The organism is Flammeovirga yaeyamensis (genome assembly GCF_018736045.1).
Lineage (GTDB): Bacteria > Bacteroidota > Bacteroidia > Cytophagales > Flammeovirgaceae > Flammeovirga > Flammeovirga yaeyamensis.
On sequence record NZ_CP076132.1, the window covers coordinates 270,952 to 296,146 of the forward strand.

A 25,195-nucleotide genomic window follows, 5' to 3' on the forward strand; every position below is an offset into this window, starting at 1 on the left:
TTTAATACTCATGCAAATCTTAGACCTAATGTGATTATTGATAAGTTTTTGGTAGAATTGCAGTTAGATTTAATAGAAATATTTACTAACCATACTAAACGATGAAGAAATTCATGCAATTAGCGCTTGTACTGATGATGTCTTTACAAGCTACAGCCTCTGATTTTGGGAAAAATAAGCCGCTAGACGAAGGAATGTGGCTTCCAATGTTTGTATCTAGATTGAACTATGTAGATATGAAAAAAGAGGGTTTAAAATTAACAGCTGAAGAGATTTATAGTGTCAATAACAGCTCTCTTAAAGATGCAATTGTTCATTTCGGTGGATTCTGTACAGGTGAAATTGTTTCTGATAAAGGAATGATTTTTACTAACCACCACTGTGGTTACGGCGGTATCCAATCGGTTTCTACTGTAGAAAATGATTACCTAACTAACGGTTTCTTTGCAAAATCTTTCGACGAAGAAAAGCCAATTGATGGTTTATTCGTTCGTTTCCTTCAAAGAATGGACGACGTTTCTGCTCAAGTAAATAAAGAACTTGATGGTCTTAAAGGTGCAGAAAGACAAAAGAAAGCAGCTGAGGTGATGAACCAAATTAAAGCTGAAAAAGAAAAAGAATTAAACAACGATAGCTACGAAGTATCTGTGAAGTCTTTCTTCGAAGGTAATGAGTTCTATATGTTCGTTTATGAGCGTTTTGACGATATCCGTTTGGTAGGTAACCCTCCAGAAGGTGTTGGTAAATTCGGTGGTGATACTGATAACTGGATGTGGCCAAGACACACTGGTGACTTCTCTGTTTTCCGTGTTTACGCAAGCAAAGACAATAAGCCAGCTAAATATTCTAAGGATAACGTACCTTATACTCCTAAACATCACTTACCTGTTTCTATTAACGGTGTAGCAAAAGACGATTTCGCAATGATTATGGGTTACCCAGGATCTACAGACCGTTACTTAACATCAGAAGGTGTAAAACAACAAATCGAAGTATTTAACCCTCTATTTGTTGAAATGCGTGATGCTATCCTTAAAACTTGGAGAAAGCACATGGATGCAGATCCAAAAGTAAGATTACAATATGCTTCTAAGTATGCTTCAACAGCCAACTATTGGAAGTACTTCATTGGTCAAACAAAAGGTTTGAAGCGTCAGCACGTAATCGAGAAAAAACAAGCTGAAGAAGCGAATTTCAACCAATGGATCGCTCAAGATGCAGCTCGTAAGACAGAGTACGGTCAAGTGACTGATATGTTGAAAGAAGGTTATGCTGGTAAAAGAGACGGTCGTGTAGCGATGGTATTGCTTACTCAAGGAGCTTTCAGAATGGAAGCAGTAATGCAAGCAAGAAGAACAGCAAGATTTGTAGCTGAAGCAACGAACGAAGAAACTTCTGCGGAGTCATTAAAAGCAGCTCAAGAGGCAGCTTTAGAAGCATCAAAAGGTTTCTTTAAGGATTATGACTATGCTTCTGATAAAGAATTAGCAGTAGTTCTTTTAAGAAAATACAAAGAAGTATTGGATCGTCCTGAAAATAAAAACTTACCAGTACCGGGTATCTATGAAGAAATCGAAAGAGAATTTGATGGTAGCTATGAAGCATATGTTGAAAAAGCATATTCAACTTCTATCTTCTCAGATAAAGCAAGAACTGAAGCGTTCATCAACAACCCAACAAAAGAAGCTTATGATGCTGACATGTTGAAAGAGTTACACGATGAGTTCTTCCAAGCGTACTTAACGGTAGCTAAAGGCGAGCAAGAAGCAGAGTTGAAAGTAGCAGATGGTAACAGATTATATGTGAAAGGGATCAGAGAAATGAACCCTAGTAAATCGTACTACCCTAATGCGAATTCTACTATGCGTTTAACTTACGGTCAAGTAAAAGACTACATCCCTGGTGATGCAATGTTCTATGCTTACTACACAACATCAAAAGGTCTATTGGAAAAAGAGGATCCTAAGAACCATGAGTTCATCCTTCCAAAAGAAATTAAAGACGGTGTAGTGAAGAAAGACTTCGGTCAATATGCTGATGCTAACGGTGAGTTAAGAATCGCATTCATCACAAACAACGATATTACAGGTGGTAACTCAGGTTCTCCAGTAATTAACGGTAAAGGTGAATTGATTGGTTTAGCGTTTGATGGTAACTGGGAAGCAATGTCAGGTGATATTTCTTTTGAGCCAGAATTACAACGTTGTATCAACGTAGACGTTCGTTATGTACTTTGGATTATGGACAAAGTATATGGTGCTAAGAACTTAATTGATGAGATGACAATCGTAGGAGGTAAGCCTGCAAAAGGTAAAGCTTACGAGACATTAATGCCTAAGAAGTATTAATCGGTCCCTCTGAAAAAATAGATAACGGTACTTTGGTTTCGACTGAAGTACCGTTTTTTTATGAAAGCAAAGTAAAACTGAAAGAGATTTTATAAATTGTGATAGATTTCTGATCACACAATCGAATTGATAAAGCAACTTGTTCTATCAATGGAAAAAATTCGAGCAGCAAATCTTATTTGGAATAGAATTCACATAATAGAAAAACTATATATATCCATGAAAAGGCTAACAGCAGTAACCCTTGCTTTAATATCACTTTGTTTTATTGGATGTCAGCAGCCACAACAACAAGAAAATAATAACTCAATAGAAGAAATACATTTAGAAACTTCTAGAAAGAGTTTACATTATATTGATAAAAAAGATACTCCAGAATTGGTAGGTAAGAAGTCGTTTTATGTGTCTTCTTATTCAAATCTGTACCATCAATCGGGTAAGAGTAAGATTTACTTTACGGTAGTGTTGAGTTTAAGAAACACAAGCCCAACAGAAAGTCTCTTCTTTACTAAAATAGATTATTACGATAGTGATGGGAATCTTTTAAAGAATTACTTAAAGAAAAACCTAGAGATTAAACCTTTGGGTTCTGCAGAATATATTGTAGAGTTTAGAGAAAAAGTAAGTGGAGCGGGAGCTAACTTTATTGTAGAATACGGAGCTCCACATGAGTTAAAGAATAAACCAATTATCGAGGCGATTAACCTAGGTTATATCGGGCAACATGGTTTTGCATTTACATCAAGTGCTCAGGAGATCATACAATAATTGCCTAGATTGATTTTAATAAAAAAGTCCAATTGAATTTAGAAGTTCAATTGGACTTTATTATTTATCCTCTATTTCTATAATAGGTATCCTGAGTAATTTGACCTAATAGAAGCTTTGATTCAACATGATCCCACATCATATATTTAGGTAAAGTTCCAAATAAAGGAACACCGCCACCTACTAAAATGGGCATTGTAGAAATAATCATTTCATCAATTAAGTCTTCTTTTAGGAAACTTTGTATCGTAGAACCACCATCAATGTATAGTTTATGGAAACCTTCAGAGTTTAAGTCGGCGACTAATTCCGAAAGTTCTCCATTTACAATAATAGCTTTATCTTGGAACTCTTCTGGAATTTCTTGTAGTGTATTCGATAATACAAATACAGGTTTAGGGTAAGGCCACTCACCACCAAAGTTACAAACCGTAGTAAAGGTATTTCTACCCATCACTAGAGCGTCAATTCTCTCCATGAGATCCATAAAACCAACATCTTCTTGGTCTGGATTGGGAACACAATTCAAGAAATCCAATTCTCCGTTTGGCCCAGAAATAAACCCATCCAAACTCTTAGCGATAAATACAATATTTCTATTTTCCATTGATTTGTTTTTAAAGAAAAATGCGATACCCTAATTTAATTAGAATATCGCATTTAAATAATGATCTATGTGATCAGTTATATTTTATTATACACCTTCTGCAACTACTTCTGTTACTTGAGGGACCATTTTCTTTAATAAGTTCTCGATACTCATCTTTAAAGTAAATGTTGATGATGGACATCCAGAACAAGCACCTTGAAGTAATACCTTCACAACGCCAGTTTCTTCATCGAAAGAGTGGAATTTGATAGCACCACCGTCAGTTTCTACTGCAGGAGCGATGTACTCATCAAGAACACCCTTGATTTTTTTCACTGCTTCAGAATCTGCTGTTTCTACAATAGTTTCTGAAACATCTTCGAAAATTGGCTTCTCCGCTTCAAAATACTGAGTTAAGAACTCTTTGAATTTAGGAATGATCTCCATCCAATCTGTCGAACCTTCTTTTTTAGTGATTGTAATGAAATTACTCATATAGAAAACTCTTTCTACTTCTTCAAAACCAAATAACTCTTTGGCCAATGGAGAAACAGATGCTTCTTCTATACTTGGAAAATCATAGCTTTCACCACCTTGTAACAACATAAAGCTCAACATGAACTTCATCGAGTTAGGGTTAGGGTTCGCTTCTGTATATATAGTTATATTTTGATGAGATCTATTTGTTGTTGAATTTTCCATTTTTATATGAATTTTATATTCGCAATCACAATATTTGGCAAAACAAACATATAGATGTTTTTAATCAAAAGAATTTGATAAATCAAACAGACTTTCTTTTAAAAATTAACACATAAATAGGGTGAATGTTATTATTAACATCTACAGATGAGTTGTTTGTCTAATAGATAACTAATATCACTATAAAAATGTTGCTTTTTGATATAGGATTTCATTATTGGAAAACAACTTTGTACTTTTGTGGTTGTGTCGATACAAATGGACACACAGAAAACGAAAAATTAAATGATAGAACTACCAGTAATCTCTTCGGAGAAGAAAGATAAACCTAAACGTAGACCAGATTGGTTACGTGTAAAGTTGCCAATTGGGAAGGAGTACGCTAATGTTCGTAAATTGGTAGACAAACATAAGTTGAATACTATTTGCCAAAGCGGTAACTGTCCTAACATGGGCGAATGCTGGGGTGAAGGTACAGCAACATTTATGATTCTTGGTAACATTTGTACACGTGGATGTTCTTTCTGTGCAGTTGCAACAGGCCGTCCAACAGAGTACGATGCTGAGGAGCCAAAACGTGTAGCGGACGCTATCCACAAAATGGAAGTAAAGCATGCGGTAATTACTTCGGTAAACCGTGATGAGCTTAAAGATAGAGGTGCAGAAATTTGGTATCAAACAGTGGTAGAAACAAAGAAACTTTGTCCAGAAACAACCATTGAAACCCTTATTCCTGACACAAGAAAAAATTGGGATGCTTTATACAGAATGATCGAGGGTGGTCAGGAAGTAATTTCACACAATATGGAAACAGTGAAAGAACTTTACAGAGCCGTTCGTCCTCAAGCGAAATACGATCGTTCATTAGAGCATATCAAAAGAATTGTAGATGAAGGTCGTCGTTCTAAAACAGGTATCATGCTTGGTTTAGGAGAAACAGACGAGCAAATCTTCAGAGCTATGGATGATTTAGCAGAGGTTGGTTTACACGTACTTACTTTAGGTCAGTACTTACAGCCTACTAAAATGCACCATGAGGTAATTGAATACATTCACCCTGATAAATTCGACTTCTTAAGAGAGGAAGGATTAAAAAGAGGGATCAAATATGTAGAATCAGGTCCATTGGTTCGTTCTTCGTACCATGCAGAACGTCACGTTAACGTTCCAATCAAATAATTTGATTCATAATTAAACATTTCGAATAGTGGCTTTGTTAATATTCAACTTTAATAAAGCCACTATTTTTTATGACTATGCAAAAGATAACCAAAAGCCAATTAGCACTCAGAAACGGACAAGACAAAGAAGAAATTTGGGTCGCTTTCGAGGGTAAAGTATACGATATGTCCAATTCTAGACTTTGGAGAGATGGGAAACATTATCAACATTGGGCAGGGCAAGACTTAACGCCTGAGATGAAAGATGCACCTCATACTGCTTTCGTATTCGATAAATTTGATCCAATTGGAGAATTGGAAGACTAATTAATGGCAAAGCTATCTAAACTTCAGGCACACTTATTTTTGGTAGGTGCTTCTATCATATATGGATGTAATTTTGTGGTCTCCAAGTTGGCGATGCCTGATTACATTACTCCCTTCGCTTTTATCTTCTTAAGAATTTTAGGAGGTGCGATACTATTCACCTTATTACACGCTTTTACAGTTAAAGAAAAAGTAACTGATAAAAGAGACTTCCTAAGGTTATTGTTGGCGGCATTGTTTGGTGCCAGTTTTAATCAGTTGATCTTTTACGAAGGATTAGCACAAACAAGTGCTATCAACGCTTCTGTGATTGTAGTATCCTCTCCGATAATAGTTTTAACCTTATCATCCATTTTCTTAAAAGAAAAAGTCACTCCTTTAAAAATTATTGGCATCTCACTTGGCTTTATTGGAGCAGTATTGATGATAGGATTGAATGGAATAGCTTTTCACTCAGGATCTGTCCAAGGAGATATTATGGTGCTCATTAATGCCTCTTTGTATAGCGTGTATCTCATTATCTCAAAACCACTTCTAGCAAAGTATCATCCGTTCACCGTAACAAAGTGGACTTTCGTGTTTGCCGTTCCATTTGTGACTGCAATGTCTTGGAATGATATTACGACTATGAATTGGGAAGGTATTCCATTACCTATTTGGGGAGCGATAAGTTATGCAATTGTATTTACCAGTTTCTTGGCGTATTTGTTTTATGCGATAGCGATGAAAGTGGTCAATGCCAGTACAGCAAGTTTTTATATCTACTTCCAGCCCATGGTGGCCACAGTAGTGGCGATCCTAGTATTTGATGAAACCATCAAAACGGTACAAGTTATCGCTGCCGCTTTGATATTTTCGGGAGTTTATTTAATTAGCATCAAGAAGAAACCTAAAGAAAAGATGAATTAACAAGCTTCATCAGATAATCTGAAACGATGAGGAGTTCATTTATTTGTTGATCTATCTATCCTATCAAACAATGGCAAAAAGTATAACCAAAGTTCAAGCTCACTTATTTTTAGTAGGCGCATCATTCGCTTATGGAGCCAATTATAATGTGGCTAAAATTGTTATGCCCGACTATGTGCAGCCCAAAGGGTTTATCTTAATGAGGGTGATTTTTGCTGCTGTTTTGTTTACGGTGATCCATAGAATTTTTATCAAAGAAAAAATTGAGAGTACACAAGATTATCGAAAGTTAGCTTTTGCCGCTTTCTTTGGTGCTTGTTTAAACATGATCACCTTCTTTGAAGGACTATCATTAACATCTCCAATTAATGCCTCTGTGATTATGGTTTCCTCACCTATTTTGGTATTGATCATGTCGGCGATCATACTTAAAGAAAAAGTGACAGCTAAAAAAGTGGTAGGTATTGTGCTTGGTTTAGCCGGAGCTTTGATATTGGTAGGAATGAATGGATTTGATTTTTCAAGCGGTACCGCACAAGGCGATATTTTGGTAATAGTTAACGCTTGTTCCTACGGCTACTATTTGATATTAATTAAGCCATTAGCCACGAAATATCATCCTTTTACTATTTTAAAGTGGGTATTTATCTTTGGAGTCCCAATGGTTTTCCCATTTGGAATTATGGATTTAGTAGAAGCACAATGGCATACCTTCACTCTAGAAGTAATAGGGGCAATTGCTTTTGTTCTAATTGGAGCAACTTGTATTACTTATCTATTTAATGCGATAAGTCTACAGGTACTGAATGCAAGTACCACAAGTTTTTATATCTATTTCCAGCCTTTAATTGCAGGAGCAATAGCTGTTTTTCTATTTGGAGAACAACCCCGTTGGGAACAACTCTATGCCACGATATTGATTTTTACAGGTGTAGCATTAGTTTCTAACTGGAAAACGAAGAGCAGTAACTGATATTAATTCACATCAATTTTACCGTCCCTTACTTTTAAAATTCTATCCGCTTTTTGTGCTAATTGAGGATCGTGAGTTACAATGACCAATGTGGTATGATGATTCTTATTTAACTCAAAAAGTAAGTTCTCTACATGCAAACTAGTTTCCTCATCGAGGTTACCGGTGGGTTCATCAGCAAAAAGAATCTTAGGAGTAGTAACAAAGGCTCTAGCAAGTGCCACCCTTTGTTGTTCTCCACCAGAAAGCTGATTAGGATAATGATGTTCACGACCGTCTAACCCCACTTCTTTCAGCATCTCTTTTGCTTTTGATTTGGCATCAGATTGTCCTTGAAGCTCCAAAGGTGTCATCACATTCTCAAGAGCCGTAAGCGAAGGTAAAAGTTGAAAATTCTGGAAAATAAATCCAATTTTCTGATTTCTGATATCCGCTTTATCATTTTCACTTAAAGTAGTAATGTCAATATCATCAATAATTACTTTACCTGAGGTAGGATTATCCAATCCGGCTGTTAAGCCAAGTAAAGTGGTTTTACCAGATCCAGAAGTACCTACAATAGCCACAGATTCCCCTTTTTTAACCTCAAAAGAAATGTCTTTGATGATCTCAAGGGTATCGTTTCCTTTTCCGAATGACTTGATTAAGTTTTCTACCTTAAGCATAGATTAGTTATTTATCTCGTTAATAATTTCTCCACCATCATTAAGTAAAATCAGATTGTCAATGTTAAATCGAGTAGGGTAAGTGATAACACCTGTAGAATCTACCTTAGAAGTATTAATCGTAAATTCTAATCCTTTGACCAACCCCAAAGTAATGAGTTCTTGATTTAACCAAGAATTTTGAACAGTTAATATATTACTCGATTTACTGACCAAAGGCGATGAAATGACAGTTTCTGTGGTGGTAGTATCGTCTAGAAGACCTCGAATTTCCAAATTGTAAAAATCACCATTAGCAAAGGAAACAATAGTTGTATCATCTTCTTCGTAGATATCAAAATCTCCTCGAGCAGTTTGAACAACCAAAGGATTATTAGCGACTTCTATAGACATAGGGCTGTATTCACCATCAAACATCATTTTTAGCTTGCCCGATTCTGGAGTTCTTGCTATACCATAATTATTTCGTGATGCTATAAGCTGGAAAACGCCATAATTGGCATAATTAACATTGGTAGAGTCTGTAATGTTTGAATAACCGAATTCAAGATAATCGATGGTATCTTTTGGAGATGTATTGCTAAAAGGAATATTTCCTGATGTAAACGTAGAAACCGTTCCAGCATTATCAACACCTGCCCAAAATGAATTTTCTGCCAAAGGAAGGTCCTCAAAAGAGGCGGCTCTTTCTACTACGTATAAAAGAACTTCTGCAGAGCCTTCGTACGAGTTATTAGCGGCTTCGAAGCGTGCTTTCCTAAAACCTTCTGTATCGTAAGAAATAGAGTCTGACCTTAAAGTGGTAGCTATTTGTTCATCATCAACAAGCCATTTGTAAGAGCTGCTTTCGCCTCCTTTCACTCTAGCTTCATATACAAACTTTTGATCTTTGAGTACAATCGATCGAGCAGTAGTAGGATTTACTCTAGGTGAAATTATAGCTACCTCAAGTCTTGGGTCCTTTATTTCTTCTACTCCACACGAGAAAAAAACAAAAGGTACAATAAGGAGGTTGATGTATATGGAAATTTTTTTCATTATTGATCTTTCTTGATATATGATGGAAGCGGAATTTCTTTAAGAAATTCATAACTCCCTTTTTCAAAGTTAATAGAACAAAAGAAATGTTGTAAACCATTGGTGATACAAATGTAAGGGGCTTTGATTTTACTATTGTATTGTGCCACTTGCTGAAAAGTATCGTTACTTAATTTTACAGTTGGAGCTTTGCATTCTACTAGTAAAAATGGAGCACCGCCTCTTTCATAAAAAAGTATATCCGAACGCTTTATTCTTTTGTTTACCGTCAATCCAGCTTCTATTCCTACCAGGTTTTTCGAAAATCCCATGGAAAGCAGCATTTGTAAAAACTGTTGTCTTACCCATTCTTCAGGAGTAAGTAGAAGCATTTTCTTTCTGATAGGGTCAAAAATAAAGGTTTTTCCGTTTTTTTCTTCCGTTCTAACTTCCGAAAGTGGTAAATTTAATTTTTGCATGTAGTGCAAGGATCATTTTTTATAAAGATCAGATGATTTTGTATTGAAAATCAAAAGACACCGAACTTCATTGAATCACCAAAAGTAATTTTTAACGAACTTAGGTGATCTTGTAAATTTAGAAAGAAATTGATGATAAATTAGAAATCTAAGCCATAAAGAAATTTTTTGAGTGAACATTCTACATATCGCCCTGAAGACCAATTCGACGATTCGAATATGCAGTCTCAAGTGAAGCCATCTCATTATTATTATTCGTATAGCTATTTATACAAATGGATTAATATTAAAGAAAATGAGGATAAAGTCTTTCATCTTGGAGAGGATCATTTTATAAAAATGACCACCATATTTTTCGAGCTCAATTTATCATCGACAAGAAGAAAATTCGAAAGAAGATATATTCAAAAATTATCCATAACAAGAAAGAAATTAATAATTCCTTTGCTCACAGGAGGTATTTTAGGACCAATTATTTTTCTAGCTTCTTTATCAGGAGTAGTCAATGCCTTTACCGGATTCTCCATTTTTTTGGCTTGTGCATTTCTTTTTTATTATGGATTTACGGGAAATTATCAAATTGAAGTTTCTCAGAAGAATGGAGTGCAAAATCAGTTTTTTGTGGATGCGAATGGTCCTGATTTACAGAAATTTATTAATCGATGTCAGGTAGATATCCTCCAAAGGAATCGATTTTGATTAACTTTATTTACAATTATTTGATGATTATTTTTGATTTTTGTTTGGTAGATAAGATTTTTTGATCTACTTTTGCATCGCATTTCGGGAAAACGCTCTCAGAAATTGTCCGATGGTGTAATTGGCAACACGTCTGATTTTGGTTCAGAAGAGTCCAGGTTCGAGACCTGGTCGGACAACACTAAAAACATTTGAGACATTTTCCGGAATATTGTCCGATGGTGTAATTGGCAACACGTCTGATTTTGGTTCAGAAGAGTCCAGGTTCGAGACCTGGTCGGACAACAAAAAGCTTTACAGATTTTCGCTGTAAAGCTTTTTTTTTGCTTGCTATTTTTATATTTGTATAATAGATAGAATAAAATTTATAACTAACATGTCAAAAAGATTAATCAAAATCATAATCACTCTTACGTTATCGTTCGCGGTAATGGGTGTTTATGCACAAGAAACTGCAGGTTCAGCCACTCAAACAAGTACTAAAACAAGTAGTCAAAAAGCTGCTTCAACTACTTCTACGAAAAAAGCTGTACCGGCCAAACCTAAAGGCCCGGCGGACGCAACGCTTAAATCAAAGTACGAATTCATGTCCAAACGAGGTGGACGTTGGAAAGAATATCGTATGATCAAACAAGATTGGTTAAATGCCTACTGGGCAGAAGTAGACGACACATTGTCTACGGCTTACACTGATGCTATCGAAGCACGTAAAGAAACGGCTCAAGCACATCAGGAAGTAAAAGAAATGGAAGCTAGACTTGGTGAGAAAGATCGTTTAATCGATCTTGGTGATTACATCACTTTAGCTGGTTTAGACATCGATAAATATACGGTGGTATATACTTCTTTTATTATTATCGCTATTTTGATTTTAGTTCTAGTATTTGGTTTAATCAAATTCAAATCGAACAATCAAATGGTAGTAGAAGTGAAAAAAGATTATGATACTATCGAAAAGGAATACGATGATTTCAGAACGAAGGCACAGGAGAGAGAGATGAAAGTGAGAAGAGAACTTGTGACGGAAAGAAATAAAGGAGAAGAGATGCAAAAAGAGCTTTCTTCACTTCGTAAAAGAGAAAATAAAATGCAATAGTATTTTAATTACAAAAAAAGCCCACTTCTTCCCCAAAGTGGGCTTTTTTTATTCTCAAAAATTAAAGAACTTAGAGTAATCAAAAGAAATTAAATCTGATATTGTGTAGAATATCTATTAATGTGATCAATTTTTAGTGATTTTATAATCTACTTCTTAACCTAAAAAAGAAGCGAATTAAAATAACCTACTACACAACATTTTTTCAGCATATTATATAAATGTTTAGATTCTCACTTTTTTGTGTATCCCTTTTTATCTTTTTGTGCGGTTGTAAACAAAAAGTAGAGGTAATGGAAGGCTTTGTAGATGCGAAAGCTGAAAAAGAAGCTTACTACGAAAAACAAATTAACTATTTACAAGACCTTATTCGTGATGATGAAAATAATCCGAATCTATATTACCTAAAGGCCAACGCTGAATATGAAATTAATCAATGGGCAGCTTCTTTAGAAGATATTTCTATGGCTACATCATTGGATTCGACTGTAGGAAGTTATTTTTTCCTTGCAGCAAAAAATCATTTTGCCTTTCAAAATTATGAAGATGTATTATTTAATCTTCAAAAAGCTTCTCAAAAATCGTTTAATCATCCTTTTTTGAATATTCTTAAGGCAAAGTCGTTTCTGAAGTTAAATGAAATGGATAGTGCGTTTCATACATTGATGGTTTCTGAGAAAGAAATACCGAATAGTACTCAATTAAAAAGGGCTTGGGGAGAATATTATTTTCTTATTGGCGATTCTAAAAAAGTAAAATCGATTAATGAAGAAATTCTAAGTATTAATCCTTTTGATACTTTGGCTTATGCCTACCTCATTAAAGATGCGATCAATAAAAACGAATTTGTTTTGGCAAAAGAAGTTTTGGATAGTGCTAAAAATAAAAATGTAAGTTCATTGCCTTTACTTACTTGCGAAGGTGAATTGTTGGTCATCGAAAAACGCTTAGATAGTGCAGAGGTAGTTTTTACAGAAGTCCTAAGAAAAGATCCCTCTCAGTGGGAGGCTTCTCGACATTTAGGTAAACTATTAAGAAAAAAAGGATTGACTTTAGAAGCAAAGAAAGTATTTTTAGAAGGCTTAAAGATCAAGCAGGATTGCAAAGAACTTTGGTATGAATTAGGATTGACTGAACAATACCTAATCAAAGACTATGGTGAGGCGAGAAGTAATTACGAAAAAGCATTAGAAATTGATCCTGCATATCTTGATGCTAGAAAAGCATTAAACAATTTAAGAGCGATTTTAAGAAGAATGTATGCACCACCTCCTGTAGAGGAAGCATCGTCTTCCGAAGAAGAAAACACAACAGAAGCCAACTCTTCTGAAGAAATAAATTAATTTAACCAAAACTGCTACGATTCTTAATAACTATGATTTCGAAAACGTATGGAAGCTCCGTATATGGAGTAGATGCCACTCTTATTGAAGTGGAAGTAAATGTACTCAATGGCAAAGGTCTTTTTGTTGTTGGATTACCCGACAGTGCTATCAAAGAAAGCGAACACCGAGTAGAAAGTGCTGTGAAACACTATGGATATGCCATTCCACGACAAAAAGTAGTGGTAAATCTAGCTCCTGCAGCAGCCAAAAAAGAAGGAGCAGCTTTCGATTTACCTATTGCACTATCTATCCTACAGTCCTCCGAACAAATTGGAGCAAGGAATTTAGAGGATTACATTATCCTTGGAGAACTTTCTTTAGACGGTGAATTACGTCCTATCAAAGGAGCTTTACCAATTGCTATTGAAGCAAGAAAACAAAAGAAGAAAGGATTTATTCTACCTAAAGAGAATGCTCAAGAAGCTGCAATTGTCAATAATTTAGATGTAATTGGTGTCAATAACCTATTAGAAGCCATTGAGTTTATACAGGGCGATAGAGAAATTGAACCTCTCAAAATAGATACTAGAGAGCTTTTTAATGATATGTTGGATGATTATGAACTAGATTTTTCTCAAGTTCAAGGTCAAGAAAACATGAAAAGGGCTTTAGAGATAGCTGCTGCCGGAGGTCATAATGTGATTATGATAGGCCCTCCTGGTGCAGGTAAAACCATGTTGGCAAAACGTTTGGCAACTATTCTGCCTTCATTGACTCTTCAAGAAGCATTAGAAACCACAAAAATACATTCTGTGGCAGGTAAACTAGGGGCTAACAATGGGCATCTTATTTCGACCCGTCCATTCAGGGCACCACATCATACAATTAGTGATGTAGCGTTAGTTGGTGGGGGCGGGGTACCACAGCCAGGGGAAATATCACTTTCTCACAACGGAGTACTGTTTCTAGACGAATTACCCGAATTCAAACGTACAGTACTTGAGGTGATGCGTCAACCTCTAGAAGAAAGAAAAGTAAGTATATCAAGAGCAAGAATGTCAGTCGATTTCCCTGCTAATTTTATGCTGATAGCCAGTATGAATCCATGCCCTTGCGGATATCACAATCATCCAGAGAAAGATTGTACCTGTCCTCCGGGAGCTGTTCAGAAATATTTGAATAAAATTAGCGGCCCTCTTTTAGATAGAATTGATCTGCATGTTGAGGTTACTCCAGTATCCTTTGATCAGATGACGTCTTTAAAAGAAGCGGAGTCAAGTGAGGCTATTAGACAGAGAGTTATAGACGCTAGAGAACTTCAAAAGGAGAGGTTCGAAAAAGAAGGATTAGCACTACATAGTAATGCAATGATGCCTTCGCAGGTTGTTAAGCGTATTTGTACATTAGATCCTTTAGGTAAAAACTTGCTAAAATCGGCTATGGATCGTTTAGGATTATCTGCCAGAGCTTACGATAGAATTTTAAAAGTTTCTCGAACAATAGCTGACCTTGCAGGAAGTGAATCAGTCAAGGCAGAGCACATTGCAGAGGCGATTCAGTTTAGAAGTTTGGACAGAGAATCGTGGGTTGAGGGTTAAAAATTATTACAACTATTCATAACTGCTTATATTTGCGGTAATATTCCTAATTTAGCAGGAAACAAGTTTCAATAAAGAAAAGTAGCTGTGAAAATCATTATTGCGGGAGCAGGTGATGTTGGGTTCCACTTGGGTAAACTACTGGCACACGAAGACCATGATATTACACTTATCGATACAGATGTTGATAGTCTAAATCATGCCGCCAACCATATTGATGTAGCCACTGTAAAAGGGTCGTCTACATCTTTCGCTGTCCTTGAGGAAGCTAATGTTGATAAATCTGACATGCTGATCGCTGTCACGTCTTCTGAGGAGACCAATCTAATAACGGCCATGATTGCCAAACGATTGGGTACAAAGAGAACAATTGCAAGAATCACAAATAGTGAGTACTTACACTCTCGTGATATGCTTGACATGAGAAGAATGGGTGTGGATGAAATGATTTCACCACAACTATTGGCCACAAAAGAGATTAAGCGTCTTTTAAAAGAGGCGGCTATTACAGATACTTTCGAATTCGAAAAAGGTTTATTGTCGTTAATTGGTATTACCATTGATGAGGAACAGCCTTTAGTAGGAAAAACGTTAGAAGAAACATCATATCTAAATAAAGATTTCAAGTTCTTAACGGTAGCAATTTTGAGAGATGATGAGACCATCATTCCAAGAGGAGATACTAAGTTTGAACTTGGAGATCACGTATATTATATCGCCAAGCCGGACGGTGTAGAAAGCGTACTTCAGCTAACAAAGAAAAAACTTCAGAAAAAAATTAAGCGATTAATTATTCTTGGAGGTAGTAAAGTAGGTTTTTATGCTGCTCGATCTTTAAGCTTTAAATACAATGTTGTTCTAATAGAGAAGGACAGAGATAAAGCTTTCCAGATGGCAGAAGAGTTACCGAATACTTTGGTCATTCACGGCGATGGTCGTAATGTAGATTTACTCGAGGAAGAAGGTATTGATAGTGCGGATGCATTTATTGCGGTAACAGGTGATTCTGAAACCAATATCATTACTTCTTTGGTAGCAAAGAAACATGGTGTTCAGAAAACAATTGCCCTTGTAGAGAATATGGACTATATCCACCTTTCTCAAAACATGGGTGTTGATACTTTGATTAATAAAAAGCTGATTGCAGCGAGTTTTATTTTCAGATATATCAGAAGGGGAGAGATCATTTCATTAACCAACGTACATGGTGTAGATGCTGAGGTTCTGGAATTTGTGGTCAATGAAAACTCACCTGTAACTAAAAATGTATTAAAGGATTTAGGATTCCCTAAATCAGCGATTATTGGAGGTGCGATTAGAAAAGGAAAAGCTTATATACCAAAAGGAGATTTCCAATTCGAACCTTACGATAGAGCAGTAGTACTTACTCGACCAGAGTGTATTGCTAAAGTTGAAGCTTTCTTCCGTTAAACCTATGATGACTAACATGCAACAACGAAAGGGACTGTTCAATAACTGGCTTATCTGTAGAATTCTAGGCATACTTATACTTTTAAACGGTGTATTTATGTTGTTCTGTCTACCTTTTGCTTTCTATTTTGGTGATGGCGATTGGTTAGCATTGGCCCAAGCAGGAGGTATTGCAATTGCTTCGGGTGGAGGGGCTGCTTTATATGCTAGAAAAGTAGGTTACTCTCAAGAATTCAGAAAAAAGGATGGGTACATTATTGTGACTTTTGGATGGGCGCTTATGGCTTTTTTCGGAAGTTTACCCTATTTATTTAGTGACATCAATGTCTCTTTTGCAGACGCTTATTTTGAAACGATATCAGGCTTCTCGACTACTGGAGCAAGTATTTTAACAGATATCGAAAGTGTAGGCAAAGGTATTTTATTTTGGAGATCATTAACCCAATGGATTGGAGGTATGGGTATTATCGTATTAGCGGTAGCCGTATTGCCTTTCTTAGGTATTGGAGGTATGCAGTTGTTTGTGGCTGAAGCACCAGGGATTACTCCAGATAAACTTCAACCTAGAATTAAAGAAACTGCTCGAAGATTGTGGTGGGTATATGCTGGTCTAACTGGTGTAGAAACTATTTTACTGATGACAGGAGGTATGAGTTTCTATAATGCCTTAAACCACGCGTTAACAACGATGGCTACAGGTGGTTTCTCCACATTTAATGATAGTGCAGCATCATTTTCTCCCTACATACAATACATTTTGATATTCTTTATGTTGTTGGCAGGAACGAACTTTACCTTAAACTACTTTCTGTTTAAGCGTATGTTCAAAGCCATATGGAAAAACGAAGAATATAAATATTACATCTATGTTATTGCTTTAGCCACTTTAGCAATTACGGTATCAATTGTAGTGACCACTGAATTAGGTGTTGAAAAATCATTTAGAGACGCACTCTTCCAAGTGATCTCTATTATTACAACAACAGGTTACGTATCGGCAGACTATACCGCTTGGACGCCACTAGCGACCATGATTGTTTTTGTGTTGATGTTCTGTGGTGGTATGGCAGGGTCTACAGCCGGTGGTGTAAAAATTGTAAGACACATCATCTTATTTAAAAACTCTTTTCTTGAATTAAAGAGACAATTACATCCTACTGCAATTATACCTGTACGATTTAATGGCAAAGCTATAAAAGGAAGCATTACCTTTAATGTACTAGCTTTTATCATGGCTTACTTTTTGATATTTGGATTAGGTATTTTAGTGATGTCGGCTATTGGGGTAGATTTAATGACTTCACTTGGTGCTGTGGCTACCTCATTAGGGAATATTGGACCGGGTATTGGAACAGTAGGACCTGTTGATAACTTTGCTCATTTGCCAGATCTTGCAAAATGGGTACTTTCGTTTCTAATGTTATTGGGAAGGTTAGAACTCTTTACTGTAATGATCATATTTACTCCATATTTCTGGAGTAGATTCTAAAATTTAAGCTAATTTTTTAATTCCTAAGGGAAAGGAATAATGGGAAACAATAAGAATAATTTATATAAAATTTATGGCGTAGCCATTTTGGTGATTGTATTGGACCAATTGAGTAAACTGTTGGTACATAATTACATGGAAATGGGTACCCTAGGAGAAATTAAAGTAATTGGTGATTGGTTTAGATTACACTATCTACTTAACCCAGGAATGGCTTTCGGAATGCAGTTTGGCAACGAATACGGTAAATTGATCTTGACAACCTTTAGAATTATAGCTTCAGGTGGTATTGTTTACGGTATTTATGTGTTAAACCAAAAAGGAGCACATTGGGGCTTCTTAGTTTGCGGAGCCATGATTCTAGGAGGAGCCATTGGTAATTCTATAGACTCTGTATTCTATGGTGTATTTATTGAAGGAAATATGATTCCAGGTTCATCAACACCGTGGTTTCATGGTCAAGTAATCGATATGTTATATTTCCCAATGGTAAGAGGAAGCTTTCCCGATTGGTTACCATTTTATGGAGGAGAACGCTTTCTGTTTTTTAGCCCAGTATTTAATATCGCCGACTCAGCCATCTTTTTAGGAGTGCTTTTCATCTTTATTTTCCAGAATAAATTCTCTGAATATGAGAAGAAAGAAAAGCAAGAAATAGCTACAGAAGAACAATAGTCATTGGGTTTTATTGACCTAAATCAACTTATACAAACAACAAATCTAATCCAAGTCATTGGTTAAGGTTTGTTGTTTTTTGTTTACCTTCAATAACAGATTTTGTGGTAAATAAAAGACTTTTCCATCCTACTTTTGAAATACATCCAGAGAGAAAAAGAATTATCTAACATCATAAAACTAATATCAATGAAAACTAAAATCATTTCTACCATTGTTTGTATCCTTGGGATTGTAGCTTCTTCTTATGCACAATCATCAAAAAATCTAGTATTGGGAGAAAGTAAAGTTGTTGCTTTAGGTACATCAAATACTCACGATTGGGAAGGTGATGTCAAAAAAATGTCTGGTGATGCTTCTATCACAATTGAAGACAATCAAATTAAATCTATTGAGTCGTTACAAGTAACGATGGAAGTAAACAGTATGGAGTCTGGTAAAGGATCTTTAGATAGCAACATGCACAAAACCATGAATGCTAAAAAGCACCCTAAGATGACTTACAAGTTAACTTCTGCTTCTGTTGATGCTAACGGAAAAGTAACTGCAAAAGGTCAGTTAACAATTAATGGAACAACAAAGGATATTACTTTAAACCCAGTAGCTTCATTAGCAGGAGACAAAGTGACATTCAAAGGTGAAACTACTTTTAATATGTCTGCTTACGGTGTTGAACCTCCTAGCTTAATGTTTGGTGCTATTAAAGTAGAAGATGAGGTAAAGATCGAAATGAACGTGGTCTTTAACTAATCGATAACCGTACTAATTAAGTACTGCTATAACCTGAATTCGAGATCATAAAATCCAATTGGATATGAATTTACTTCATTTAGATTTGCTCGATTCAGATAGAAACTAAAACGATATTGGAATATCCAGTCCAAACTAAATAAATCCTGAGTTGCTAGCTCAGGAGATAACTAATCTAATTAAATTATTTGCTAATTATGAACAACCAATACAAAGTATTGTCAGTGTTTGCTGTGCTTTTTTTCATGGCAATGAGTACTTCTTACGCTCAAAAAAATAGTGGAGTTTTCGATAGAGATATGCAATACATGCGTTACAATGACCAAAGAGGTATTGGCGTATTCGAAACTACAAAATCAGATACAGTAGGTTTTGATGGAATGAAAGTTAGAGTAGGTGCAGACTTCGCTCTTCAGATGCAAGGTTTATCTCACTCAAACAGTGGTGTAGTAGAATTGGCTAAAATTCACCCAGGTTTCAACTTACCTACAGCGAACTTAAACATTGACGCTCAATTAGCGGATGGTGTTAGAGTTCACTTACAAACTTACTTATCATCACGTCACCACAACGATGCATGGGTAATGGGTGGTTACTTACAAATTGATAACTTGAACTTCTTGAACCTTAATAGCCAAATGGCTGACGATATCATGGATATCATCACAGTGAAAGTAGGTCAAATGGAAATCAACTATGGTGACCAACATTTCAGAAGAATAAATAACGCTTACTCAATGGGTAACGCATTCTTCGGTAACACAATCATGGACCCATTCGCTACTGAAATGGCGATGGAAGTTTACGCTCAGAAAGACGGATGGATCGGTATGGCAGGTGTATCGAATGGTAAATTAAACCAAAACGTTACATCAACTGGTAACTGGTCAGTATATGGTAAATTCGGTTTCGACAAACAAGTTAACGAAGATTTAAGAGCTCGTTTAACTGGTTCAGTTTACCATAACTCAAACTTAGCAAATGCTAACTTGTATGCTGGCGATAGAGCTGGTTCAAGATTCTACTCTGTAATGGATGTACCAGGTCACTCAACTACAGCTTCTTATAAGAACGGTCGTGTTGATCCAGGATTCAACGGTCAAATCACTTCATTCATGATCAACCCATTCGTGAAGTTCAAAGGTTTAGAATTCTTCGGTACTTATGAAGTATCAAACGGTTCAGGTAAAAACGAATTCAACGAAAACGGTGATATCGAGTCAAGAAACTGGAACCAAATCAATGCTGAATTGATCTACAGATTTGGTAACACTGAGCAATTCTATGTTGGTGGTAAATACAACACAGCTTGGGGTACTAACAGAAACGAAGGTGGTGAGTACTTTGATGCAGAAGGTAATGGTGTAGGCGAATTCTGGTCAGTTGAAAACGCAAACTTACGTCAAAATAGACTTGAAGTAGCTGCAGGTTGGTTCATGACTAGAAACGTGATGATGAAAGCAGGTTATGTTCACCACACTTACAGCGGATATGATGTTTATGCTGATACACACAGAGCTGCTCCAGAAGGTGCGATCGGTGGATCAACAAACGCAATATATGAAGATGGTAAATTTAATGGCTTCATGTTAGAGGCAGCTATTAGTTTCTAATCTTTATCATTAACAACAAGAAAGGTACTCCATTTGGAGTACCTTTTTTTATGTTTAATATCTATTTAATCAGATGATTAATGTACATAGTGTTATTTTTGGAGGCATAAAAAAAGAACGCTAGATACAAAATACCTAGCGTTCTCCAAGCTCTCTCTTCAATCTATTCATCTGACTTCTATGCTGCTTAACATAGTAAAACTTTAGATGTATCGTTAATTAACCTTGAGGCATTAACTAACATCAATTTCTTCTTGATGACCTTACAAAAGTCATCATAATATCCTGTAAAATGAAGTTATTTATAGTTTTTAATGCTATTTGGTCAATATTAAACGTTCTTTAAGACAAAAAATCAAAAATAACTTAAAAAATTGTATCACTGTTACCTAAAAGAAACCGATTGCATATAATTCAACTGTAAATCACATCATTAACTAATTTTTCTAGGGATAATTATCAAATTATATTAACGTTTATTAAATTGCACTACAACTGACTCACCAAATTACTAGAATGAAACTACAGAACATTGCTTTATACTTTATTCTTTATGCTGCTTTCACTTCATGTATTGCTTTAGAAGATAGTTTTGATCCAAAGATTGAAACTATGGATATTAATGAAGAAAGCTTTTTTTTCTATAAAGATACGTTCAGGTTACAAGTTACTTTTTCAGATAACTTTCTTATCGAAGAAGCCACTGTATCTATTGGTAAGGTAGATAAAGATAATTCTGCTATAGCACAATTTTCCTATGATTCTACTTATACAGTAAATGCTAGGGCATTGGCTATTGATACCGCTTTATTTATTCCTGCACATGTTCCTATTGGAACATATTATTTATCGACAAGAAATGTTGATGGAGGAGGAAACGTTTTGGAAGATACTTCTTTCTTCCAAATAGGCACTGATACATTAGCCCCTCAAGTAAGTGGTGATATCACAGTGACATCGGCTGTACCTGGAAATGAAAACAATACAGTATTCTGTAGAGGAGAAAAAATTATATTAGGAGGATTCCTCACCGATAATATTTCATTATCAAAATTGACCCTTCAGTTTGCAGATACGTATCCTAAGATTTTTCCAATACAAGGCGATACTGTAGATATTGATGCAGTGGTACAGCGTAAATTATTTATCCCTAATGAAATTGCAAATGGGGATATTGATTTAACAGTAACATTGGAAGATGTTTTTGGAAACGTTACTACCTATATTAAGCCTATTACAATTAACTGTGATGATGTTGCACCTATTTTTGAATCTTACACGGCTACATCTCCAATTCCATCAGATAGAATTGTATTAATCTATCCTGGATCTGATTACGCTTTAAATTCTTTAGTTGTACAAGACGATGGAGGATTGGATTCAGTACAATTAGAAGTAATTAAAACGCCTATAGCAATAGAAGGTCAAACACCAACTCCTGTAGTATTGCATAGTGTAGAGTTACCTTTAAATGGTGCAAATTCTGTTGATTTGGTGTCTTTAAGTGAACTTGATTTTAGTTGGGGATTTGATCCGACAACATCAGAAACTGGAGAAACAATAACAGTGAGTGTAAAGGTGATTGATCAGGAACAAACTTGGGCTGAAGCATCATTATTTAGATATTCTATGGTGGCGAAAGAAGATTTACCACCATCAATTCTAGTCACTGACTTTATTTTTAATGGAGTAAAAGAGTACGTTCCTGAAGGAAGTACAAAAGAACTGAATGCAGACACAGAGAATGTTCGTATTCAATTGGATGGTAAAGTAGATGAAAATGTCGCTTTAGACTCATTGATAATTGATTTTGAAGATGTAGAGTTGGGAACTGAGGGTCAAGGTCAAAAATTGATTATCACTGACTTTACTAATTCAACTTACCCTGTAGATATTGGATCTATAGTAACTAATATGAATCTTCTTGTAAAATCTATTCCATTAGGAGAAGACTTATACGGTTATGCAAACAGTACATTTAATTTAAAAATTAGAGCTGTTGATGTTAGGGGTCAAGTAGATGAAGAAATATATACGTTTACTGTAGATTACGGTAAGTTTGCGATGTAGTAGAAAATTATTTCTACATAAAAAAAACCTAGGAAGGCTTCTTTCTAGGTTTTTTTTATACGATTCTATAACTTAATAAGCAGAAATAGGAACCAATTATTTTACTTTCATATAAATAGAAATGATTATGAATATAAATGAAATAATCCCTTAAGAATATTCAACGAAACAATTAACGTTAATCCCAAATTATATTATTATTAAAGATTGAATTTGATGATATATTTTTCATCAAAAATGACAACCTTTTCTTTTTCTATTTCGTTTTGATTTTCACTTTGGGACTATACTAAAAATGACTAGTACTCAATACTATTAACTTGAATAATAATTTTCATTGAACTCAAGTTATTACAAAATAAAACTCTTAGATATCACCCTTATTAATTTTAAAATATGATAAATAAAATCGTTGTTGGGAGCGAGGAGTGGTGTGCATTACCACAATTAGGAATCCCTACCATTAAAGCAAGAGTAGACTCTGGAGCAAAAACATCTGCTTTACATGCGGTAAACATTACTCCTTTTACTAAAGAAAACGAACAATGGGTCCGTTTTGAAGTGCACCCACTTCAAGCGAATGGAAAAACTACAGTTTCCTGTGAAGCAAAGGTGGTAGATAGAAGAAATGTAAAAAGTTCAAGTGGAAAAAGTGAAAAAAGATATGTAGTCAAATCGGTAATTTCTATAGCAGAAACAACTTGGGAAATTGAAGTGACACTTACCAATAGGGATTCTATGGGATATAGAATGTTATTGGGTAGACAAGCCATGTCTGGGAAACTTTTAGTAGACCCAGAAATGTCTTTTAATTTAGGCGAAATATCACCAAACTTGATAGAACAATATTATAAGACCCATGAAAAACAATCAACAGGTTTAAAGATAGGCCTTCTGGCAAGTAATCCTGATTTATATAGTAATAGAAGAATCATCGAAGCTGGACAGCAGCACGGTCATGAGATGGAGTTTATAAACATCAAGGATTGTTATATCAAATTGGATGGTAAAAAGCCAGAGATGCATTACCGTGGTGGAAAATTATTGAATGATTTTGACGCAGTGATTCCTAGAATTCGTCCATCGATCACTTTCTATGGATGTGCTTTAACTAGACATTTTGCTGCTATGGGGGTGTATACTTTAAACACAGCTTCAGCAATTACTCAGTCAAGAGATAAATTACATTCTCTTCAGATGTTGATCAATGATGGATTACCTATTCCAACAACAGGTTTTGCCAATTCTCCATTAGATACAGAAGATCTAATTGATATGGTGGGTGGAGCTCCTCTTATTGTGAAGCTTCTTGAGGGAACTCAAGGTAAAGGAGTTGTGCTTGCAGAAACGAAGAAAGCCGCAGAGAGTTTGATCAATGCCTTTAAGAGTTTAAAAGCGAATATTCTGGTGCAACAGTTCATCAAAGAATCGAATGGTAAGGATATTCGAATTTTTGTGGTGGATGGTAAAGTAGTCGAAAGTATGATGAGAACAGCTGCTCCAGGAGAATTCAGAGCGAATATTCATATGGGAGGTAGTGCTGCTAGAATAAAGATTACTGCCGAAGAAAAAAGGATCGCTATTCAAGCTGCAAAAACTTTAGGATTAAAAGTGGCAGGAGTGGATATTATTCGTGGCAGTAACGGTCCATTACTCTTGGAAGTCAATTCTTCTCCAGGTTTGGAAGGCATAGAAGGTGTTTCTGAAAAAGATATTGCAGGAGCAATGATCGAAGCCGTTGAAAAAGGTGTGAAGAAACAAAAGAATAAATAAAAAATGCTCCGAGCGGTGAAGTTCGGAGCATTTCTTTTATAAGAAGTTTAACTTCGACAAGAAGTTATTTTTATAACTATTTCCTATTGGAATCTCTTTCTGAGGCATCACAATTTGCATGTCCTCAATAGTGTCTACTTTCTCTAAATTGACAATATATGATCGATGTACTCTGATGAAGTTGTCCGGGAATTTCTTTTCCAAAGCCTTCATAGTTGAGTGCACAATATATTTTTTGTCAGAAGTATTAATCAACATATAATCTGATAATGCCTCCACAAAATAGATGTCGCACAAAGAAAGTTTGATGATTTTATTATCTGCTTTCACAAACAGGGTATCATCAGAACTTGTTTCCACCAATTTTTGATCGCCGTTTTCTATAGAATGCTTGGCTTTTTCAACCGCTTTAAGAAAACGAGGGTAAGTAATCGGCTTTATCAAGTAGTCGGTAAGATTGAATTCGAAAGCTTCTGCTCCAAAATCTCGTCTACCCGTAATTAATATCACCTGAGGTAACTTCTCTAAAGATTGTACCAATTCGATACCCGTCATTTGAGGCATCTCAATATCCAGGAAAATGATATCAATAGCAGTAGTATGAAGTGCTTCATAGGCAGAGACGGCATTGTCGAACTCTCCGGCAAGTTCTAACCCTTCGGAGCGTTTTACAAAGTCACGCACTACCATGCGAGATACCTCTTCATCATCGACTATAAGACACTTTAAACTGCTCATA

23 protein-coding genes and 2 tRNA genes are annotated in these 25,195 nt (G+C 35.6%); 19 read left to right on the plus strand and 6 right to left on the minus strand.

The genetic code is table 11. The features are described from left to right. The first annotated feature begins 134 nt into the window (after window positions 1-134). Entirely contained in the window at window positions 135-2,348 is a 2,214-nt protein-coding gene (locus tag KMW28_RS01010) for a S46 family peptidase (protein ID WP_169664912.1), read from the plus strand. 219 nt (window positions 2,349-2,567) lie between these two features. Beyond that, window positions 2,568-3,116 carry a DUF3124 domain-containing protein gene (locus KMW28_RS01015; protein WP_169664855.1) on the plus strand — a complete coding sequence of 183 codons (549 nt, stop codon included), beginning with the start codon at window positions 2,568-2,570 and terminating at the stop codon, window positions 3,114-3,116. A gap of 64 nt (window positions 3,117-3,180) precedes the next feature. On the opposite strand, the gene KMW28_RS01020 is transcribed toward KMW28_RS01015, so the two are convergent. Both KMW28_RS01020 and KMW28_RS01025 read right to left on the minus strand, forming a co-directional pair. Further along, complete coding sequence (locus tag KMW28_RS01020; RefSeq protein WP_169664854.1) at window positions 3,181-3,723, minus strand: dihydrofolate reductase family protein; 543 nt, start codon at window positions 3,721-3,723, stop codon at window positions 3,181-3,183. Window positions 3,724-3,810: 87 nt separating this feature from the next. Next, window positions 3,811-4,407, minus strand: coding sequence for a NifU family protein (locus KMW28_RS01025; RefSeq protein WP_066210876.1), 597 nt, complete (start codon window positions 4,405-4,407; stop codon window positions 3,811-3,813). Window positions 4,408-4,692: 285 nt separating this feature from the next. Between KMW28_RS01025 and lipA the strand changes: the two genes are divergently transcribed. From lipA to KMW28_RS01045, 4 genes are all read left to right on the plus strand, one after another. Beyond that, window positions 4,693-5,586: a lipoyl synthase gene (lipA, locus tag KMW28_RS01030; protein WP_066210874.1), complete on the plus strand. Its 894-nt coding sequence runs from the start codon at window positions 4,693-4,695 to the stop codon at window positions 5,584-5,586. 77 nt (window positions 5,587-5,663) lie between these two features. Next, window positions 5,664-5,894: a cytochrome b5 domain-containing protein gene (locus KMW28_RS01035; protein WP_169664853.1), complete on the plus strand. Its 231-nt coding sequence runs from the start codon at window positions 5,664-5,666 to the stop codon at window positions 5,892-5,894. A 3-nt stretch (window positions 5,895-5,897) separates the two neighbouring features. After that, window positions 5,898-6,803, plus strand: a complete 906-nt coding sequence (locus tag KMW28_RS01040) for a DMT family transporter (RefSeq protein ID WP_169664852.1) — start codon at window positions 5,898-5,900, stop codon at window positions 6,801-6,803. A gap of 70 nt (window positions 6,804-6,873) precedes the next feature. Next, complete coding sequence (locus tag KMW28_RS01045; RefSeq protein ID WP_169664851.1) at window positions 6,874-7,776, plus strand: DMT family transporter; 903 nt, start codon at window positions 6,874-6,876, stop codon at window positions 7,774-7,776. Window positions 7,777-7,778: 2 nt separating this feature from the next. On the opposite strand, the gene KMW28_RS01050 is transcribed toward KMW28_RS01045, so the two are convergent. Genes KMW28_RS01050 through KMW28_RS01060 form a run of 3 tightly spaced genes read right to left on the minus strand, consistent with a single transcriptional unit; the run spans window position 7,779 to window position 9,937 of the window. Next, the gene (locus tag KMW28_RS01050) at window positions 7,779-8,441 is read right to left on the minus strand and encodes an ABC transporter ATP-binding protein (protein ID WP_169664850.1); all 663 of its coding nucleotides are present in this window, start codon (window positions 8,439-8,441) and stop codon (window positions 7,779-7,781) included. 3 nt (window positions 8,442-8,444) lie between these two features. Next, window positions 8,445-9,479, minus strand: a complete 1,035-nt coding sequence (locus KMW28_RS01055; protein WP_169664849.1) for a DUF4465 domain-containing protein — start codon at window positions 9,477-9,479, stop codon at window positions 8,445-8,447. After that, a complete protein-coding gene (locus KMW28_RS01060) occupies window positions 9,479-9,937 on the minus strand; it encodes a type I restriction enzyme HsdR N-terminal domain-containing protein (RefSeq protein WP_169664848.1) in 459 nt (152 codons plus the stop codon). Before KMW28_RS01060 ends, KMW28_RS01055 begins: the two co-directional genes overlap by 1 nt. Before the next feature lie 168 nt (window positions 9,938-10,105). Here KMW28_RS01060 and KMW28_RS01065 point away from each other — a divergent pair, with 168 nt between their 5' ends. The 13 genes from KMW28_RS01065 (at window position 10,106) to rimK (ending at window position 24,456) form a co-directional block, all read left to right on the plus strand. Then, window positions 10,106-10,636: a hypothetical protein gene (locus tag KMW28_RS01065; RefSeq protein WP_169664847.1), complete on the plus strand. Its 531-nt coding sequence runs from the start codon at window positions 10,106-10,108 to the stop codon at window positions 10,634-10,636. 106 nt (window positions 10,637-10,742) lie between these two features. Next, a tRNA-Gln gene (locus tag KMW28_RS01070) sits at window positions 10,743-10,815 on the plus strand. A 33-nt stretch (window positions 10,816-10,848) separates the two neighbouring features. Further along, window positions 10,849-10,921, plus strand: a tRNA-Gln gene (locus KMW28_RS01075). Between the two features lie 91 nt (window positions 10,922-11,012). Beyond that, window positions 11,013-11,732: a hypothetical protein gene (locus tag KMW28_RS01080; protein WP_169664846.1), complete on the plus strand. Its 720-nt coding sequence runs from the start codon at window positions 11,013-11,015 to the stop codon at window positions 11,730-11,732. Window positions 11,733-12,025: 293 nt separating this feature from the next. Beyond that, window positions 12,026-13,075 (plus strand): tetratricopeptide repeat protein, encoded by a 1,050-nt coding sequence (locus KMW28_RS01085; protein WP_169664845.1) that lies wholly within the window; start codon window positions 12,026-12,028, stop codon window positions 13,073-13,075. A 32-nt stretch (window positions 13,076-13,107) separates the two neighbouring features. Beyond that, window positions 13,108-14,655, plus strand: a complete 1,548-nt coding sequence (locus tag KMW28_RS01090) for a YifB family Mg chelatase-like AAA ATPase (RefSeq protein ID WP_066210861.1) — start codon at window positions 13,108-13,110, stop codon at window positions 14,653-14,655. Window positions 14,656-14,742: 87 nt separating this feature from the next. Then, on the plus strand, window positions 14,743-16,086 hold the full coding sequence (gene trkA, locus KMW28_RS01095) for a Trk system potassium transporter TrkA (protein ID WP_066210859.1): 1,344 nt from the start codon (window positions 14,743-14,745) through the stop codon (window positions 16,084-16,086). Between the two features lie 16 nt (window positions 16,087-16,102). After that, window positions 16,103-17,575: a TrkH family potassium uptake protein gene (locus KMW28_RS01100; protein WP_066210857.1), complete on the plus strand. Its 1,473-nt coding sequence runs from the start codon at window positions 16,103-16,105 to the stop codon at window positions 17,573-17,575. Window positions 17,576-17,614: 39 nt separating this feature from the next. Beyond that, complete coding sequence (locus KMW28_RS01105) at window positions 17,615-18,250, plus strand: lipoprotein signal peptidase (RefSeq protein WP_066210856.1); 636 nt, start codon at window positions 17,615-17,617, stop codon at window positions 18,248-18,250. A 189-nt stretch (window positions 18,251-18,439) separates the two neighbouring features. After that, window positions 18,440-19,000: a YceI family protein gene (locus KMW28_RS01110; RefSeq protein WP_066210855.1), complete on the plus strand. Its 561-nt coding sequence runs from the start codon at window positions 18,440-18,442 to the stop codon at window positions 18,998-19,000. A gap of 197 nt (window positions 19,001-19,197) precedes the next feature. Continuing rightward, window positions 19,198-20,613 (plus strand): hypothetical protein, encoded by a 1,416-nt coding sequence (locus tag KMW28_RS01115; RefSeq protein WP_169664844.1) that lies wholly within the window; start codon window positions 19,198-19,200, stop codon window positions 20,611-20,613. Between the two features lie 516 nt (window positions 20,614-21,129). Continuing rightward, window positions 21,130-22,683, plus strand: coding sequence for a hypothetical protein (locus KMW28_RS01120; protein WP_169664843.1), 1,554 nt, complete (start codon window positions 21,130-21,132; stop codon window positions 22,681-22,683). 396 nt (window positions 22,684-23,079) lie between these two features. Then, window positions 23,080-24,456, plus strand: coding sequence for a 30S ribosomal protein S6--L-glutamate ligase (gene rimK, locus KMW28_RS01125; protein WP_169664842.1), 1,377 nt, complete (start codon window positions 23,080-23,082; stop codon window positions 24,454-24,456). Between the two features lie 36 nt (window positions 24,457-24,492). Here rimK and KMW28_RS01130 read toward each other — a convergent pair whose 3' ends face one another. Next, window positions 24,493-25,194, minus strand: a complete 702-nt coding sequence (locus KMW28_RS01130; protein WP_169664841.1) for a LytR/AlgR family response regulator transcription factor — start codon at window positions 25,192-25,194, stop codon at window positions 24,493-24,495. Window position 25,195: the final 1 nt, after the last annotated feature.